This window comes from Paenibacillus sp. PAMC21692, assembly GCF_014303795.1.
In the GTDB taxonomy this organism is placed as follows: domain Bacteria; phylum Bacillota; class Bacilli; order Paenibacillales; family Paenibacillaceae; genus Pristimantibacillus; species Pristimantibacillus agaridevorans.
Genome location: NZ_CP060293.1, coordinates 4,519,801 through 4,535,278 on the forward strand (window position 1 = coordinate 4,519,801; position 15,478 = coordinate 4,535,278).

Here is a 15,478-nt window from a genome sequence, read left to right on the forward strand (position 1 = left end):
GCGTATGAGCCGTTACCGAATATCCTCTCCGAGAAGCGCCGCCTAACCTGCGAGAATTGCAGCATTAAGCGTCGACGGCCAGTCCTCCGTTACAAGGACCGCGAATCGAAGTCGGGTTCGCAGACAAGGTGTCGCAGCCGCTGATCGTCGTCGGGATGATCAGAGAGTTCCTTATGGTGGAGCTGTACAGGCTGCGGAACAAGGGTGGTATCGCGAGCAAACCTCGTCCCTTTACAGGGGCGGGGTTTATTTTATTTTTTGCCGACATATCAATTGAAGGAGCTGTTGAGAGATGCAACGCGTAGACGTTAAGGAACGCGCGCGCAGCCGCGAGCTGCGGGTACTGGCGCAATGGAAAGAAGAGGACACGTTCAGGAAATCGATCGAGAACCGGGCAGGCAAGCCGAATTTCGTCTTTTACGAGGGACCGCCGACAGCCAACGGAGCGCCGCATATCGGCCACGTCCTCGGACGGGTTATCAAGGACTTTATTTGCCGCTACAAGACGATGTCCGGATACCGTGTCGTGCGCAAAGCGGGTTGGGATACTCATGGCTTGCCTGTAGAGCTTGGCGTCGAGAAGCAGCTTGGCATCTCCGGCAAGCAGGAAATCGAAAATTTCGGCGTAGAAGCTTTTGTGAAAAAGTGCAAGGACAGCGTGTTCGAGTACGAGAAGCAATGGCGCGAATTGACGGAAGGCATCGCCTACTGGACGGATCTGGATAATCCATATATTACGCTGAAGAACGAATATATCGAGAGCGTGTGGCATATCTTGTCCACGATTCACAAAAAAGGGCTGCTGTACCGCGGCCATCGGGTAAGCCCGTATTGCCCTTGCTGTCAGACGACGCTGAGCTCGCATGAAGTCGCGCAAGGCTACGAGGACGTAAAGGATCTTAGCGCGACCGCGAAATTCAAGCTACAGGATTCCGGCGAATTCATCCTGGCTTGGACGACGACGCCTTGGACTCTCCCGGCGAACGTAGCGCTTGCCGTAAACGCCGAGCTTGATTATGTTCGCGCGACGAAGGACGGCGAGGTTTACATTGTGGCAGCCGCATTGGCGGAGTCCGTCCTGAAAGAGAATTTCGAAATCCTGTCCACCGTGAAAGGCGCGGAACTGGTCGGCCGTTCTTACGAGCCGCCGTTCCGATACGTGCCAATCGAGAAAGGCCATATCGTTATTGCCGGCGACTTCGTCAGCGACAGCAGCGGTACGGGCATTGTCCATATCGCGCCCGCGCACGGCGAAGACGACTACAAAGTCGCCCGCGCGAACGGCATCAGCATGCTGAGCGTCGTAAACAATGCCGGACGCTACGTAGACGAGGTAACGGATCTTGCGGGACGTTTCGTCAAGGATTGCGATGTCGACATCGTTAAGATGCTTAGCGAGAAGGGGCTGCTCTACTCCAAGGAGCGTTATGAGCACAGCTATCCGTTCTGCTGGCGCTGCAAATCGCCGCTTCTGTATTATGCAACGGAAAGCTGGTTCATCGAGACGACGGCGGTCAAGGATCAGCTCATCGCGAACAACAGCACGGTAGACTGGTACCCGGGCCATATCCGCGAAGGACGTTTCGGCAAGTTTCTGGAGGATCTGGTCGATTGGAACATCAGCCGCAACCGTTACTGGGGAACGCCGCTTAACGTTTGGGTTTGCGAGGCGACGGGACAGCAATACGCGCCGGACAGCATCGCGGATTTACGTGCCCGTGCCGTTGGTGAAGTGCCTGAGGATATTGAGCTTCATAAGCCGTATGTAGACGACATTCTACTGAAGTCGCCGTTCGCGGAAGGCGCCGTAATGCGTCGTACGCCGGAAGTAATCGACGTCTGGTTCGACAGCGGCTCCATGCCGTTCGCCCAGCAGCATCATCCGTTCGGAGATGAAGCGACGTTCGAGGAGCAATATCCCGCGGACATCATTTGCGAAGGCATCGACCAGACGCGCGGCTGGTTCTTCAGCCTGTTGGCCGTATCCACGCTCTATAATGGCAAGGCGCCGTACAAGGCGGTTATCTCGACGGGACATATCCTGGACGAGAACGGACAGAAGATGTCCAAATCAAAGGGCAACGTTATCGATCCATGGGAGATCATCAACGAGTACGGAACGGACGCATTCCGTTGGGCGCTTCTTGCAGACAGCGCACCTTGGAACAGCAAACGATTCTCGCGCGGCATTGTTGGCGAGGCAAAGTCCAAAGTTATAGACACGATCGTAAATACGCATGCGTTCTACGCTTTGTACGCAACAATTGACGGCTTTGATCCTGCGCGGCACAAATCCGATAGATCGGACAACAAGCTCGACCGCTGGATTACGTCGAGGCTGAACAGCCTGATTGCTCAAGTTGCCAAAAGCTTGGATAGCAACGACTTCCTGAATCCGGCCAAAGCGATCGAGAACTTCGTGGATGAGCTCAGCAACTGGTACATCCGCCGTTCGCGCGATCGGTTCTGGGGCAGCGGCCTCTCGGCCGATAAGATAGCCGCATATACGACGCTGCGCGACGTGCTGATGACGTTATCTCGTCTGATCGCCCCATACGCTCCGCTTCTCGCGGACGACGTGTACCGCAATCTTGGCGGCGAAGACAGCGTCCATCTGGCCGAGTTCCCGGCTTCGGATGAATTGCTGATCGATGCCGCGCTGGAACGGGATATGGACAGCGCGAAACAAATTGTCGAGCTTGCGCGGAATGTGCGGAACGAAACATCCATCAAGACGCGCCAGCCGTTATCCGAGTTGATCGTATCGCTGGATCGCGACTTCGCGATTGCCGAATACGAGGAAATCATCAAGGACGAAATCAACGTCAAGGCCATCACCGTTCAAACCTCGGACAGCGGCTTTGTTGATTTCACTTTGAAGCTTAATCTCAAGGTTGCCGGCAAGAAATACGGCAAATACGTAGGCCCTATCCAGGCATCCCTGAAAGCCATGACGCCGGACGATACACGCGCCGTTGTTAACGGTGGAGGCTACTCCTTCACGACCGACGACGGCTCAACGCTGGATATCTCCATCGATGAGCTGCTTGTGGAGAAACAAGCGAAGTCGGGCTTCGCGTCGGCATCGGACAGCGGCGTGACCGTCGCGCTAAATACCGATATTACGCCGGAGCTGGAGCAAGAGGGATGGGTTCGCGAGGTGATTCGCGCCGTTCAGGACACGCGGAAGAAGCTGGATCTGCCCATCGAGAAACGCATCGACCTTGTGCTGGACGCCGAGCCGACGCTTCAAGAGGCGCTTCGGACGTTCGAGAACGTGTTGAACGAAAACGTTTTGCTTCAATCCTTATCCTTCGGGCTAGCGGAAGGCATGGAACGAGTTTCCCTTGGCGATCAGGAAATTGGCATTTTCATCAAGGGTTAAGGTTATAGTATAAGAGTAAGAAGCCCGCTTGCCGCCATGCCGGCGGAGCGGGCTTTCCTTGTCTGTAACGGAGGTGTAATGTTGCGATGCGAATGAAGCGGGATAACTCGAAGTGGACGGACGACAAAGACGCAAAAAAAGAGTTGAAGCATGCAAAACAAGAAAATCAGACTGCCGTGCACGAACCTAAGGACCTCACCGTGCTTCAAAGATCGCTAGAAGCCGTCGACAAGAGGCTGGAGAACGTAGCCACCAATATGGAACGTACCCATATTGCGGAATACGTCGATTTGCTCAACAAGCCCTTAAAGCTAATCTGGCGCAATCTGCTTGCCGGAACGGCAAGGGGCGTCGGTATCGCAATTGGATTTACTTTTTTTGCTGCCACGATTTTGTATGTGCTTCGAATTCTCGGTGCGCTCAACCTGCCCATTATCGGCGATTACATTGCGGATATCGTTAAGATCGTACAGATTCAGCTTGAGGGCAAACAATATTAGAGGTTCGCACTATTAATTGAAGCGTTCTTGCGATAAGCGTTAATTCTCATCGAATTGATCATCGTATTGCAAGTCGGAATCGCCTTCGTTGCTATGCATGTACCGGTCGTATTCCCGATTGCGCACGATCGAGACGTGACGGCCGGTAATGTCTGTTGCCACAAAGCTTTCGAGCGGCTCCACGAAGCCGTCGTTCTCGTCCGCTTCTATGCCTACGTGGTCGTAATCGGCGACGTCACGGTTCTCCGACATCGCAGGCGAATCCGCATTGCCGAAGCGCTCTACGATCTGCCAGGCATCCTCTCCATCGAAGCCGTTATATTCATGTTCGTCGAGGCTGCTTCTGCCGAACGGAGGTTTTAGAAATATTTCCTCGACGGGACGATTATCGCTCACGATGTTTCGCGGCGCGTGATCGATGCAGTAGAGGGTGTCAGGTGCGGCATCGAGACGCTCGAACGGTATATCCTTGCCGCATGCGACGCAAGTTCCGTAGCTGCCCTTGTCCATGGCGTCGAGGGCAGCTTCGATCCGTCTAAGGTGCAACTCCTCCTGCTCCAGGAGCGCAATGTCCTTTTCGCGTTCATACAGCTCGGATGCGACATCTCCGGGATGATTGTCGATAGGCGAAAGCTCGCCCGTAGAATCGCGCAAAGCTTCGGACAGTCCATCATGTTCGTTCCGCTCTAACCGTGATTCGATATCGGCTTGGTCATCCGTTAATCTGCTTCTGAGCAGGTCGCGTTGCGATTTCGATAATGAGTTCATGGAATGGGGCACCATCCTTTGTTGATCATTCTTCGTCTTGTCCTGCGTAGTTTCTGCCGAATGGCCGGATTTCAGTATGGACATGCATGGAAGCCTGGTTATTGCACTTCGTACCGCATGATGCCCGCCTCGCTGCGTTGGCTCCGTACCCGTTCCTGTGCTACACTATGTGGAGCGGTCGTATGTGCCGGAATACATAGCCATTTCAAACTTTATAGGAGTGATCCCATGCGTGTTTTCTTGTATTATCTGCTAGCTGTATTCGTGTTCGTGCTCGACTTTATTACCAAAAAAATCGTAGCGACCCGAATGGAGCTGTACGATGAGATCAGCGTGATCGGCAATTTCTTTCTGATCACTTCGCACCGGAACAGAGGCGCCGCGTTTGGCATTCTGCAGGAGCAGCGAACGTTCTTCATCATTATTACGACCGTTATTCTAATCGGGCTGATTACTTATATTCAGCTCATGCGCAAAACCGGCAAGCCGATTCTGTTGACGGGCCTGGCGCTTGTGCTGGGCGGCGCAGTCGGCAATTTCATCGATCGCGTTCGCTTTGGCGAGGTTGTCGACTTTTTCAAGTTCAACTTTGGCAGCTATACGTTCCCGATCTTCAATATTGCGGATTCCGGCATCGTGATCGGCGTCGGATTGATTTTGCTGGATACGCTGCTCGTCGCCAGGGATGAGAAAAGAAAACAAAACCAAGAGCAAAACAAGGAGCCCGAACAACATGAGCAGCAACCTGTCTCTTGATCGCGAGGACGATCTGGAATGGCGGATACGGCCTGAAGCGGCTGGAGAACGCACGGACAAATTTATAGTGGATCAACTGGCCGAGCTTGGACAAGCCGGCTTGTCGCGCACGCAAGTTCAGGAATGGATCAAAGACGGCGCAGCTACGGTAAACGGGCGTTCGATCAAAGCGAATTACAAGCTGAGCGAAGGAGATACCGTCGTTCTGGTCATCCCCGAGGCGCAAGAAGCCGATATTAAGCCTGAAAATATCCCCCTCGACATCGTGTATGAAGACAGTGATCTCATCGTCATCAATAAACCGCGAGGGATGGTCGTCCATCCCGCTCCCGGACATTCCTCCGGAACGGTTGTCAACGCGTTAATGTATCATTGCAAAGACTTGAGCGGAATCAACGGTTTGCTAAGACCGGGCATTGTTCATCGAATCGATAAGGATACGACGGGCTTGTTAATGGCCGCCAAAAACGATCTTGCGCACGTCTCGCTGGCAGAGCAGCTCAAAGAGCATAGCGTCACGCGCAAATACATCGCGCTCGTGCATGGAAAACTGCCGCATGACCAAGGAACCGTGGACGCCCCGATCGGCAGGGATGCTGCCGATCGCAAGCTGTTTACCGTCACGGATCGCAACAGCAAGACCGCCGTCACTCATTTCGTCGTGCTGGAGCGAATCGGCGACGACTATTCGCTGTTGGAGCTCCAGCTCGAGACTGGACGCACGCATCAAATCCGCGTCCATATGAAGTATATCGGCCATCCGCTGGCAGGAGATCCCGTCTACGGGCGCAACAAGACGGTTCCGCTGAACGGACAGGCTCTGCATGCGGCAGTGCTTGGTTTTACGCATCCGCGTACGGGAAAGAGGCTGCATTTTGAGGCAGCTTTGCCAAGCGATATGGAACAAATACTGGTTAATCTGCGTCACCGCTAACAAGTGCAAACTTTTGCTCACATTCTGCATGATCCTTGACGTCCAAGTACGATATCCTATATTCAATCGGATAAAAATCGAAACAAGGACAGGTGAATGCAAGTGACATCCATTAACCAGAACTATTTGGAGCTGCAAGGCAGCTATTTATTTTCCGAAATCGCAAAACGCCGTACGAAATTTATGCAAGAGAATCCCGAAGCCGAAATTATTAGTCTTGGTATCGGAGACGTAACGCGCGGCTTGCCGGAAGCTGTCCTTAAAGCTATGCATGGCGCGGTAGACGAGCTGGCGCAGCCGGTATCGTTTCGAGGTTATGGCCCCGAGCAAGGCTACGACTTTTTGGTCAATGCGATCATCGAAAACGACTACAGGACCCGTGGCGTGGAAATCGCATCGAATGAAGTATTCGTGTCAGACGGCTCCAAATGCGACGTAGGCAATATCCAGGAGATCTTTAGCGCGGACAGCATTGTAGCGGTTCAGGATCCTGTATACCCGGTTTATGTAGATACAAACGTTATGGCAGGACGCTCCGGAAAGTACAACGGGGAGACGAAACGTTACGATAATATCGTCTACCTGGCGTGCACGGCGGAGAACAACTTCAAGCCGCTTCTGCCGGACCGCAAAGTGGATCTGATCTACCTGTGCTATCCTAACAATCCGACAGGCATGACGCTGACGAAGGACGAGTTGAAGGTTTGGGTAGACTATGCTCGCGAAAACAATTGCCTTATTCTGTTTGACTCCGCGTACGAAGCCTTCATCCAGGAGGATGACGTTCCGCATAGCATCTACGAAGTGGAAGGCGCCAAGGAAGTCGCGATCGAATTCCGCAGCTTCTCCAAGACAGCCGGCTTTACTGGCGTACGCTGCGCCTACACGGTAGTGCCGCGCGGGCTTAAAGGCCTTGACGCTGCCGGCAACTCCGTCGTGATCAACGACCTGTGGAATCGACGCCATACAACGAAATTCAATGGCGTCTCCTACGTGACGCAACGCGGCGCCGAAGCGATCTATTCCGCTGAGGGCAAGGCACAAATCTCCGAGCTGATAGACTATTACATGACCAACGCGGGCATTATCCGCGACGGACTCGCTTCCATCGGACTGGAAGTGTTCGGCGGCGTAAACGCTCCTTACATTTGGCTAAAGACGCCGCAAGGCATGGATTCCTGGAGCTTCTTCGACAAACTTTTGTCCGAAGCCAATATCGTCGGTACTCCGGGCGTAGGCTTCGGCCAAAGCGGTCAAGGCTACTTCCGCCTGACGGCATTCGGCAGCCGCGAGAACACGGTTAAGGCAGTCGAACGGATCCGCAAGCTGAGCTTGTAAGATAGTTTGATCGAACATGAACGTATTGCCAACGCTACCCTTGAATAGGCTGCTGAATTGGACGAACACTAACCACAACTTCTAAAACCAACGGTTTTCATTCGACAACATCGGCTATGATGGCATTGACTATTGACAATGCTTGTCGAACGTGGGATAATTCCAATGATACTAAGCAGAACCTTTAACTCAGTCCCGAGAGGCTGGCAAGGTAGCGTGAATATTGGTCATTAATGGACGGAATTGGACAATCCACCCGCATTCGTGTTTTTGAAATCATAATGCGACGGGTGGGCTCCGATTTTTTCCCGACTGGTCACAGACTCCTTGCGGACATCTTCGCATGGAGTCTTTTTGTATGACCGACGTCGGGACGCGCTAAATGTTGGACGACAAGGAATCATCGGATGAGGCGAGGCAGAAAGGAGCGCGGACATGGCAGAAGAAGAACATCTGGTCATTATGGACGATACGGCGATACGTCGTGCGCTTACGCGGATCGCTCATGAAATCGTCGAGAAGAACAAGGGCATTGACGATTGCGTAATCGTCGGCATTCGGACTCGCGGCATCTACATCGCAAATCGGGTAGCCGAACGCATCGGCGAGATCGAAGGCAAGCCGGTACCGGTACGGGAACTTGATATTACGCAATATCGGGACGATCGCCAAGATGAATCGGTTGCGACGGCCAAGATGGAATCGGCTGCTGCACTCGGCGAGATTGACGGAATCCCCTTCCGGACGAAGGACAAACGGATCATACTGTTCGACGACGTATTGTATACCGGACGTACGATAAGGGCTGCCATGGACGCGCTGATGGATTGCGGGAGACCGCGCAGCATTCAACTTGCCGTGCTCGTGGACCGCGGCCATCGCGAACTTCCCATCCGCCCGGACTTTGTCGGCAAAAACGTGCCAACCTCCAAACAAGAACAAATCCAAGTATCGCTTCAGGAGATCGACTTGAAGGATCAAGTGACCATCATTCATCATAGGGGGTAAAGCGGCATGACGGTAACGCAACTGAAGGAGCGCAGCATGCTCGGTCTGAAAGAGCTCGACAAGTCGGAAATTGAAGGTATTTTGGATCGGGCGGCATACTGGGAGAACCATCCATCCAAAGTGCACTCGCATATGGCCGGGAAATTCGCGGCAAACATGTTCTTCGAGAACAGCACGCGGACACGCTTTTCGTTTGAAGTCGCGGAGAAAAGGCTTGGGGCGGAAGTGATCAACTTCTCGGCTGCTGCTTCCAGCGTGCAGAAGGGCGAGTCGATATACGATACGGTGCGCACTCTGGAATCCATGGGCATAGACGTCGGCATTATCCGGCTAAAGCCGATCGGCGTTCTCGCGGAACTGGCCGAGAAGATCAAGGTGCCGCTCATTAACGCCGGCGACGGCAATAATGAACATCCGACTCAGGCGCTGCTGGATATGTATACAATTCGCAAACATTTTGGAAGCAGCCTGCAAGGACTAAACGTATCCATTATCGGTGACATACTGCATAGCCGAGTAGCGCGTTCCAACTTGTACGGACTTAGCAAGATGGGAGCGAACGTCAGCTTCTGCGCCCCGGACAATATGAGAGCGATGGAGCTGGATGCACCATATATTCCGATAGAAGAAGCGATTCAAGCCGATGTCGTCATGATGCTGCGCGTACAGCTGGAGCGTCATGAGAGCGGCATGCTGAACTCGGCGGAGTCCTATCGCGAACAGTTCGGAATGACGGCGGAACGTGCTTCGCGAATGAATTCTCATGCCATCATCATGCATCCGGCGCCAGTAAATCGGAACGTGGAGATCGACGACGAGCTGGTGGAGCATCCGCAATCGAGAATTTTCCCGCAGATGGAAAACGGGGTTCCGGTAAGGATGGCGGTTGTGGAGCGGGCGATAAGTTAGTCAATCAGCTGGTCAGCCGTTCAGCTTCATTATAAGAGCCTCTTCGGAGGCGCGCGAGATAGATTCGGATTTTGGGGTCGAAGGGAGATGTCAACATGGCATTATGGATTAAAAACGGCAGTGTCTGGAACGAAGGGACAAAACGTCTCGAGAGCAAACATATCCGTATCGAGGACGGCATCATTGCCGAGCTTCTCGATGGCGGATCGGATGTCGACACTGGCTCGGCAGATGTTGTGGACGCAGGAGGCAAGCTGGTGTCGGCAGGTTTCATCGACATGCATGTACACTTGCGGGATCCGGGCTTCGAACATAAGGAAGACATCATTACAGGCTCGCGATCGGCAGCCAAAGGCGGATTTACAACAATCGCCTGCATGCCGAACACGCGCCCGGTCATCGATAAGCCGGAGACGGTCAAATATGTGGTCGACAAAGCTAAAAATGCAGGTATCGTAAATGTGCTGCCTTATGCAGCCATCACCAAGAACGAACTGGGTCGAGAGCTGACCGACTTCGCCGCTCTTAAGGAAGCAGGCGCGATCGGTTTCACGGACGACGGCGTAGGCGTACAAAATGCGCAGATGATGAAAGACGCGATGGCGCTGGCTCAATCGCTCGACATGCCGGTAATCGCACATTGCGAGGATGATACGCTAGTGGAGGGCGCTTGGGCATCGGAGGGCGAGTTCTCCCGCAAGCATGGCATCAAAGGGATCCCGAACGAATCGGAAGCCATCCATGTAGGCCGCGACGCTCTGCTGGCCGAAGCTACCGGCGTTCATTACCATGTCTGCCACGTCAGCACGGAGCAGTCGGTCAGACTTATCCGTCTGGCCAAGTCGGTCGGTACAAAAATTACCGCAGAAGTTTGCCCGCATCACCTGATCTTGTCGGATGAGGATATCCCGGGACTCGATGACGCTAACTGGAAGATGAACCCGCCTCTTCGCACGCCGCGCGATGTTCAAGCCGTAATCGAGGGGCTGGAGGACGGCACGATCGACATGATCGTCACCGACCATGCGCCGCACAGCGCAGAAGAGAAGGCTCGCGGAGTTGATCTTGCGCCATTTGGGATCGTTGGCTTCGAGACGGCATTCCCTCTGCTCTACACGAAGTTCGTCGAGACGGGACGCTGGAGTCTCGGATTCCTGCTGGAGAAAATGACGAAGGACCCTGCACGCGTGTTCCGGTTAAACGCGGGAAGGCTGGAGGTTGGGGCGCCTGCCGACATCACGATCGTCGATCTGGAGAGGGAAAAAGCGGTAGACCCGACGGATACGCTGTCCAAGAGCAGCAATACGCCTTTCGGCGGATGGCAGCTAAAGGGTTGGCCGGTAACGACAATCGTGAATGGAAACATTGTTTGGTCGAAATAACTTTGGATATAGATTTTTAATCGAGTTCAAAAGTTCGTTGTCGAGCAGGCTTCTTGGGATACTTCGTGATGGGAAGCGGACTTTTTGAACAACCTTACTAACAGCTGAGGAGTGAAGCGGATGCAAGCAAGACTATTGTTGGAAGACGGAACGTTGTTTACCGGTCTGTCCTTCGGAGCAGAAGCGCAAATGACGGGCGAGGTCGTGTTTAATACGGGGATTACGGGTTATCAAGAGGTCATCTCCGATCCATCTTATTGCGGACAAATTGTAACGATGACATATCCATTGATCGGCAACTACGGGATTACACGCGATGACTTCGAGTCGCTGAGACCTTTCATTCATGGATTGGTCGTAAGACGTCATGAGCCGGTTCCGAGCAATTGGCGCGCGCAATATTCGATGGGACAATTGCTTAAGGAATACGGTGTTCCGGGAATCAGCGATATTGATACACGCATGCTTACTCGCAAGATTCGTCACCACGGCGTGATGAAGGGCCTCATTACAACAGGCAATGAGCGAGTCGAAGAGCTTGCCGAGCGTCTCGGCGCATCTCAGCTGCTCAGAGATCAAGTGGCTCGTACGTCCACGAAGAATGTATTTATGAGCCCTGGCAACCGTGAGCGCATCGTGTTGGTCGATTTCGGCTCCAAAAACGGCATTCTGCGAGAATTGACGCAGCGCGGCTGCGATGTGGTCGTAGTTCCGCACGACACTACTGCAGACGAGATTCGCCGTCTGGCGCCGGACGGCATTCAGCTGTCCAACGGTCCTGGGGACCCGAAAGACGTTCCGCATGCCGTTAAGATGATCTCCGAGCTGGTCGGCGAATTCCCGATCTTCGGCATCTGCCTTGGTCATCAGCTGTTCGCGCTGGCTTGTGGAGCAGATACGGGCAAGCTGAAATTCGGTCATCGCGGCGGCAACCATCCTGTCAAGGAGCTTGCCACAAACCGCTGCTACATTACATCGCAGAATCATGGCTATACGGTGCTTGACCATACGGTTCACGGCACTCAGCTGACAGTGACGCACATCAACAACAATGACAAAACAATCGAAGGCTTGAAGCATAACGTGCACCCAGCCTTCTCCGTTCAATATCATCCGGAGGCAGCGCCTGGTCCGTTCGATTCCAGCTACCTGTTCGACGAATTCCTTGAGATGATCCGCGAGCACAAAAAAAACAACCCGCAAAAACCTCGTCAAGCCGTCTTGTCGGAGACGTTGAAAGGAGAGCTTGAGTATGCCCAGAAATAATGAATTGAAAAAAATTCTCGTGATCGGCTCCGGGCCGATCGTGATCGGACAAGCGGCGGAGTTCGACTATGCCGGTACGCAAGCTTGCCAGGCGCTAAAAGAAGAAGGCTACGAGGTTGTGCTTATTAACAGCAACCCGGCTACGATCATGACCGACACGAACATGGCGGATAAGGTTTATATCGAACCGATCACGCTGGAGTTCGTCTCCCAAATCATTCGCCAGGAACGTCCTGACGGCTTGCTGCCGACGCTGGGCGGTCAAACCGGCCTTAACATGGCCGTAGAACTGGCGCGTGCAGGCGTATTGGAGCGCGAGAACGTCAAGCTTCTCGGCACGCAGCTTATCGCCATCGAGAAAGCGGAAGACCGCGACTTGTTCCGCGATCTGATGCGCGAGCTGGAGCAGCCGGTGCCTGAGAGCGAGATCGTTACGACGGTAGAAGACGCCGTCGACTTCGCGAACTCCATCGGATATCCAATCATTGTTCGGCCTGCCTACACGCTTGGCGGAACGGGCGGAGGCATTTGCGCGAACGAAGAAGAGCTTCGCGAAATCGTGGCTTCCGGTATTCGCTACAGCCCGATCAGCCAGTGTCTCATCGAGAAGTCGATCGCCGGCATGAAGGAAATCGAATACGAAGTGATGCGCGACGCGAACGACAACTGCATCGTCGTCTGCAACATGGAGAACTTCGACCCGGTCGGCGTGCACACGGGCGACAGCATCGTAGTTGCCCCTTCGCAGACGTTGTCCGACCGCGAGTACCAGATGCTTCGTTCCGCGTCGCTTAAGATCATCCGCGCGCTCAATATCGAAGGCGGCTGCAACGTGCAGTTCGCGCTGGATCCGCACAGCTTTCAATACTACGTCATCGAAGTAAATCCGCGTGTAAGCCGTTCCTCCGCGCTGGCTTCCAAAGCGACGGGATATCCGATCGCCAAGATGGCTGCCAAGATCGCGGTAGGCTATACGCTGGATGAGCTGGTTAACCCGGTTACGGGCCAAACCTATGCATGCTTCGAGCCGACGCTCGACTATATCGTATCGAAAATTCCGCGCTGGCCGTTCGACAAGTTCGTTAGCGCCAACCGCAAGCTCGGAACGCAGATGAAAGCTACCGGCGAAGTTATGGCCATCGGCCGCACCTTCGAAGAATCCATCCATAAAGCAGTTCGTTCACTGGAGATCGGCGCTCACCGTCTGCATCTCAAGGAAGCGGGTTCTCTGGAAGAGTCGGTACTGCGCAATCGCCTGGAGAAGCCGGATGACGAGCGTATGTTCCTCGTAGCGGAAGCATTCCGCCGCGGTTTCTCCCTGCAAGAGATTCAGGACATCACGAAAATCGACTGGTGGTTCCTTGACAAAATCGAGTCCATCGTGGCATTCGAAGACCGTCTGCGCAAGGAAGCAACGCTGTCGGCAGGAACCCTGTACGAAGCGAAGCGCAAAGGATTCTCCGACCGCTCCATCGCGGAAATCCGCAAAGAAGGGTTCCCGAACGGAAGCCATACAACAGAGGCGGAGGTTCGCGCATTCCGTTTGCAGAATGGACTGAAGCCGGTCTACAAGATGGTTGATACGTGCGCGGCCGAGTTCGAAGCGACTACACCGTACTACTACTCCACTTACGAGGTGGAGAACGAAGTGACGGAGACGACTAAACAAAAGGTTCTCGTGCTCGGCTCCGGCCCAATTCGGATCGGTCAAGGCATCGAGTTCGACTATTCGACCGTTCACGCGGTGTGGGCGATCCAGAACGCGGGGTACGAAGCTGTTATTATCAATAACAACCCGGAGACGGTGTCGACGGACTTCAGCACTTCCGACCGCCTCTACTTCGAACCGCTTTTCTTCGAGGACGTTATGAACGTCATCGAACAAGAGAATCCGATCGGAGTAATCGTGCAATTCGGCGGCCAAACCGCAATCAACCTTGCTGCGCCTCTGGTTAAAGCAGGCGTACGTATTTTGGGCTCCAGCCTGGAGAGCATCGACGCGGCGGAAGACCGCAAGAAGTTCGAAGCGCTGCTTCGCAAGCTGAACATCGCGCAACCGGAAGGCAGCACGGTAACATCGGTCGAAGAAGCGGTTGTAACGGCACAGAAGCTCGGTTATCCGGTGCTTGTACGTCCATCGTACGTTCTGGGCGGACGGGCTATGGAAATCGTCTACTCCGATGAGGAACTGCTAAACTACATGGAAGTAGCCGTGAAGATCAATCCGGAGCATCCGGTCCTTATCGACCGCTACATGATGGGCAAGGAAGCGGAAGTCGACGCGATCTGCGACGGAGAAACGGTTCTGATCCCGGGCATTATGGAGCATGTCGAGCGCGCAGGCGTTCACTCCGGCGACTCCATTGCGGTCTACCCGCCGCAATCGCTCTCGGATGACATCAAGCAGCAGATCGTTGACACTACAATCAAGATCGCCAAAGAACTCGAGGTCATCGGTCTCGTTAACATCCAATACGTTATTCACAATGAGAAAGTGTATGTGATCGAGGTTAACCCGCGTTCGTCCCGTACGGTTCCGTTCCTGAGTAAAGTGACGAACCTGCCGATGGCGAACCTGGCGACCAAAGCGATTCTCGGTACTACGCTTGCTTCCCAGGGCTATGTGGACGGTCTGTGGCCGGAAGACGAATACGTCTCCGTCAAGGTGCCGGTCTTCTCCTTCGCCAAGCTGCGCCGCGTAGACCCGACGCTGACTCCGGAGATGAAGTCGACGGGCGAAGTAATGGGACGCGACGTGCAGTATGCGAAAGCTCTGTACAAAGGTCTCATCGGCGCAGGCATGAAAATTCCGACATCCGGAACCATCATCGCTACCGTAGCCGACAAGGACAAAGAAGAAGCGGTGGAGCTGCTTCGAGGCTTCAACCAAATCGGTTATAAAATTATGGCAACCGGCGGTACGGCGGATGCGCTGGAAGCGGCTGGCTTGTATGTGCAACGCGTGAACAAGCTGAGCGAAGGTTCGCCGAACATTCTTGACATGGTCCGCGAAGGCAAAGCGCAATTCGTCGTCAATACGCTGACGAAAGGCAAGACGCCTGAGCGCGACGGCTTCCGCATACGCCGCGAAGCAGTCGAGAACGGAGTCGTTTGCATGACATCGCTGGATACGGTCCGTGCGCTTCTCCGCATGATGGAGACGATCAACTTCTCGTCCCATGCCATGCCTGTGCTGAGCAAATCCGGCAAATAACAAGTAAATAGGGGGAAT

11 protein-coding genes and 1 other annotated feature (1 of these 12 cut by a window edge) are annotated in these 15,478 nt (G+C 54.0%); of the genes, 10 read left to right on the forward strand and 1 reads right to left on the reverse strand.

Translation table 11 applies throughout. The features are described 5' to 3' along the window. Nucleotides 1–234, forward strand: a binding site (T-box leader) (it extends 71 nt beyond the left edge of the window). A 58-nt stretch (nt 235–292) separates the two neighbouring features. After that, a complete protein-coding gene (ileS, locus tag H7F31_RS17785) occupies nt 293–3,385 on the forward strand; it encodes an isoleucine--tRNA ligase (RefSeq protein ID WP_187099866.1) in 3,093 nt (1,030 codons plus the stop codon). A gap of 86 nt (nt 3,386–3,471) precedes the next feature. Next, a complete protein-coding gene (locus H7F31_RS17790; RefSeq protein WP_315970500.1) occupies nt 3,472–3,885 on the forward strand; it encodes a DUF5665 domain-containing protein in 414 nt (137 codons plus the stop codon). A 39-nt stretch (nt 3,886–3,924) separates the two neighbouring features. Here H7F31_RS17790 and H7F31_RS17795 read toward each other — a convergent pair whose 3' ends face one another. Then, nucleotides 3,925–4,653, reverse strand: coding sequence for a TraR/DksA C4-type zinc finger protein (locus H7F31_RS17795; protein WP_187099867.1), 729 nt, complete (start codon nt 4,651–4,653; stop codon nt 3,925–3,927). A gap of 228 nt (nt 4,654–4,881) precedes the next feature. Between H7F31_RS17795 and lspA the strand changes: the two genes are divergently transcribed. The 8 genes from lspA (at nt 4,882) to carB (ending at nt 15,460) form a co-directional block, all read left to right on the forward strand. Next, nucleotides 4,882–5,409: a signal peptidase II gene (gene lspA / locus H7F31_RS17800; RefSeq protein WP_187099868.1), complete on the forward strand. Its 528-nt coding sequence runs from the start codon at nt 4,882–4,884 to the stop codon at nt 5,407–5,409. Then, entirely contained in the window at nt 5,387–6,343 is a 957-nt protein-coding gene (locus tag H7F31_RS17805; protein ID WP_187099869.1) for an RluA family pseudouridine synthase, read from the forward strand. The genes lspA and H7F31_RS17805 overlap by 23 nt, the downstream gene beginning before the upstream one ends. Nucleotides 6,344–6,445: 102 nt before the next feature. Then, nucleotides 6,446–7,681 (forward strand): LL-diaminopimelate aminotransferase, encoded by a 1,236-nt coding sequence (locus tag H7F31_RS17810; protein ID WP_187099870.1) that lies wholly within the window; start codon nt 6,446–6,448, stop codon nt 7,679–7,681. Between the two features lie 435 nt (nt 7,682–8,116). Further along, nucleotides 8,117–8,689, forward strand: coding sequence for a bifunctional pyr operon transcriptional regulator/uracil phosphoribosyltransferase PyrR (pyrR, locus tag H7F31_RS17815; RefSeq protein WP_187099871.1), 573 nt, complete (start codon nt 8,117–8,119; stop codon nt 8,687–8,689). A 6-nt stretch (nt 8,690–8,695) separates the two neighbouring features. Next, complete coding sequence (locus H7F31_RS17820; protein ID WP_187099872.1) at nt 8,696–9,598, forward strand: aspartate carbamoyltransferase catalytic subunit; 903 nt, start codon at nt 8,696–8,698, stop codon at nt 9,596–9,598. 95 nt (nt 9,599–9,693) lie between these two features. Continuing rightward, a complete protein-coding gene (locus tag H7F31_RS17825) occupies nt 9,694–10,980 on the forward strand; it encodes a dihydroorotase (RefSeq protein WP_187099873.1) in 1,287 nt (428 codons plus the stop codon). 120 nt (nt 10,981–11,100) lie between these two features. Further along, nucleotides 11,101–12,246, forward strand: a complete 1,146-nt coding sequence (locus H7F31_RS17830) for a carbamoyl phosphate synthase small subunit (RefSeq protein WP_187099874.1) — start codon at nt 11,101–11,103, stop codon at nt 12,244–12,246. Continuing rightward, entirely contained in the window at nt 12,233–15,460 is a 3,228-nt protein-coding gene (gene carB, locus H7F31_RS17835; protein ID WP_187099875.1) for a carbamoyl-phosphate synthase large subunit, read from the forward strand. Before H7F31_RS17830 ends, carB begins: the two co-directional genes overlap by 14 nt. The last annotated feature ends 18 nt before the right edge of the window (nt 15,461–15,478 follow it).

What these genes read in the sequence shown, in the direction of transcription:
- ileS (WP_187099866.1), top strand. Translation starts at nt 293, where the DNA reads ATGCAACGCGTAGACGTTAAGGAACGCGCGCGCAGCCGCGAGCTGCGG.
- H7F31_RS17825 (WP_187099873.1), top strand. Translation starts at nt 9,694, where the DNA reads ATGGCATTATGGATTAAAAACGGCAGTGTCTGGAACGAAGGGACAAAA.
- H7F31_RS17790 (WP_315970500.1), top strand. Translation starts at nt 3,472, where the DNA reads ATGCGAATGAAGCGGGATAACTCGAAGTGGACGGACGACAAAGACGCA.
- carB (WP_187099875.1), top strand. Translation starts at nt 12,233, where the DNA reads ATGCCCAGAAATAATGAATTGAAAAAAATTCTCGTGATCGGCTCCGGG.
- H7F31_RS17795 (WP_187099867.1), bottom strand. Translation starts at nt 4,653, where the DNA reads ATGAACTCATTATCGAAATCGCAACGCGACCTGCTCAGAAGCAGATTA.
- H7F31_RS17820 (WP_187099872.1), top strand. Translation starts at nt 8,696, where the DNA reads ATGACGGTAACGCAACTGAAGGAGCGCAGCATGCTCGGTCTGAAAGAG.
- H7F31_RS17805 (WP_187099869.1), top strand. Translation starts at nt 5,387, where the DNA reads ATGAGCAGCAACCTGTCTCTTGATCGCGAGGACGATCTGGAATGGCGG.
- lspA (WP_187099868.1), top strand. Translation starts at nt 4,882, where the DNA reads ATGCGTGTTTTCTTGTATTATCTGCTAGCTGTATTCGTGTTCGTGCTC.
- pyrR (WP_187099871.1), top strand. Translation starts at nt 8,117, where the DNA reads ATGGCAGAAGAAGAACATCTGGTCATTATGGACGATACGGCGATACGT.
- H7F31_RS17830 (WP_187099874.1), top strand. Translation starts at nt 11,101, where the DNA reads ATGCAAGCAAGACTATTGTTGGAAGACGGAACGTTGTTTACCGGTCTG.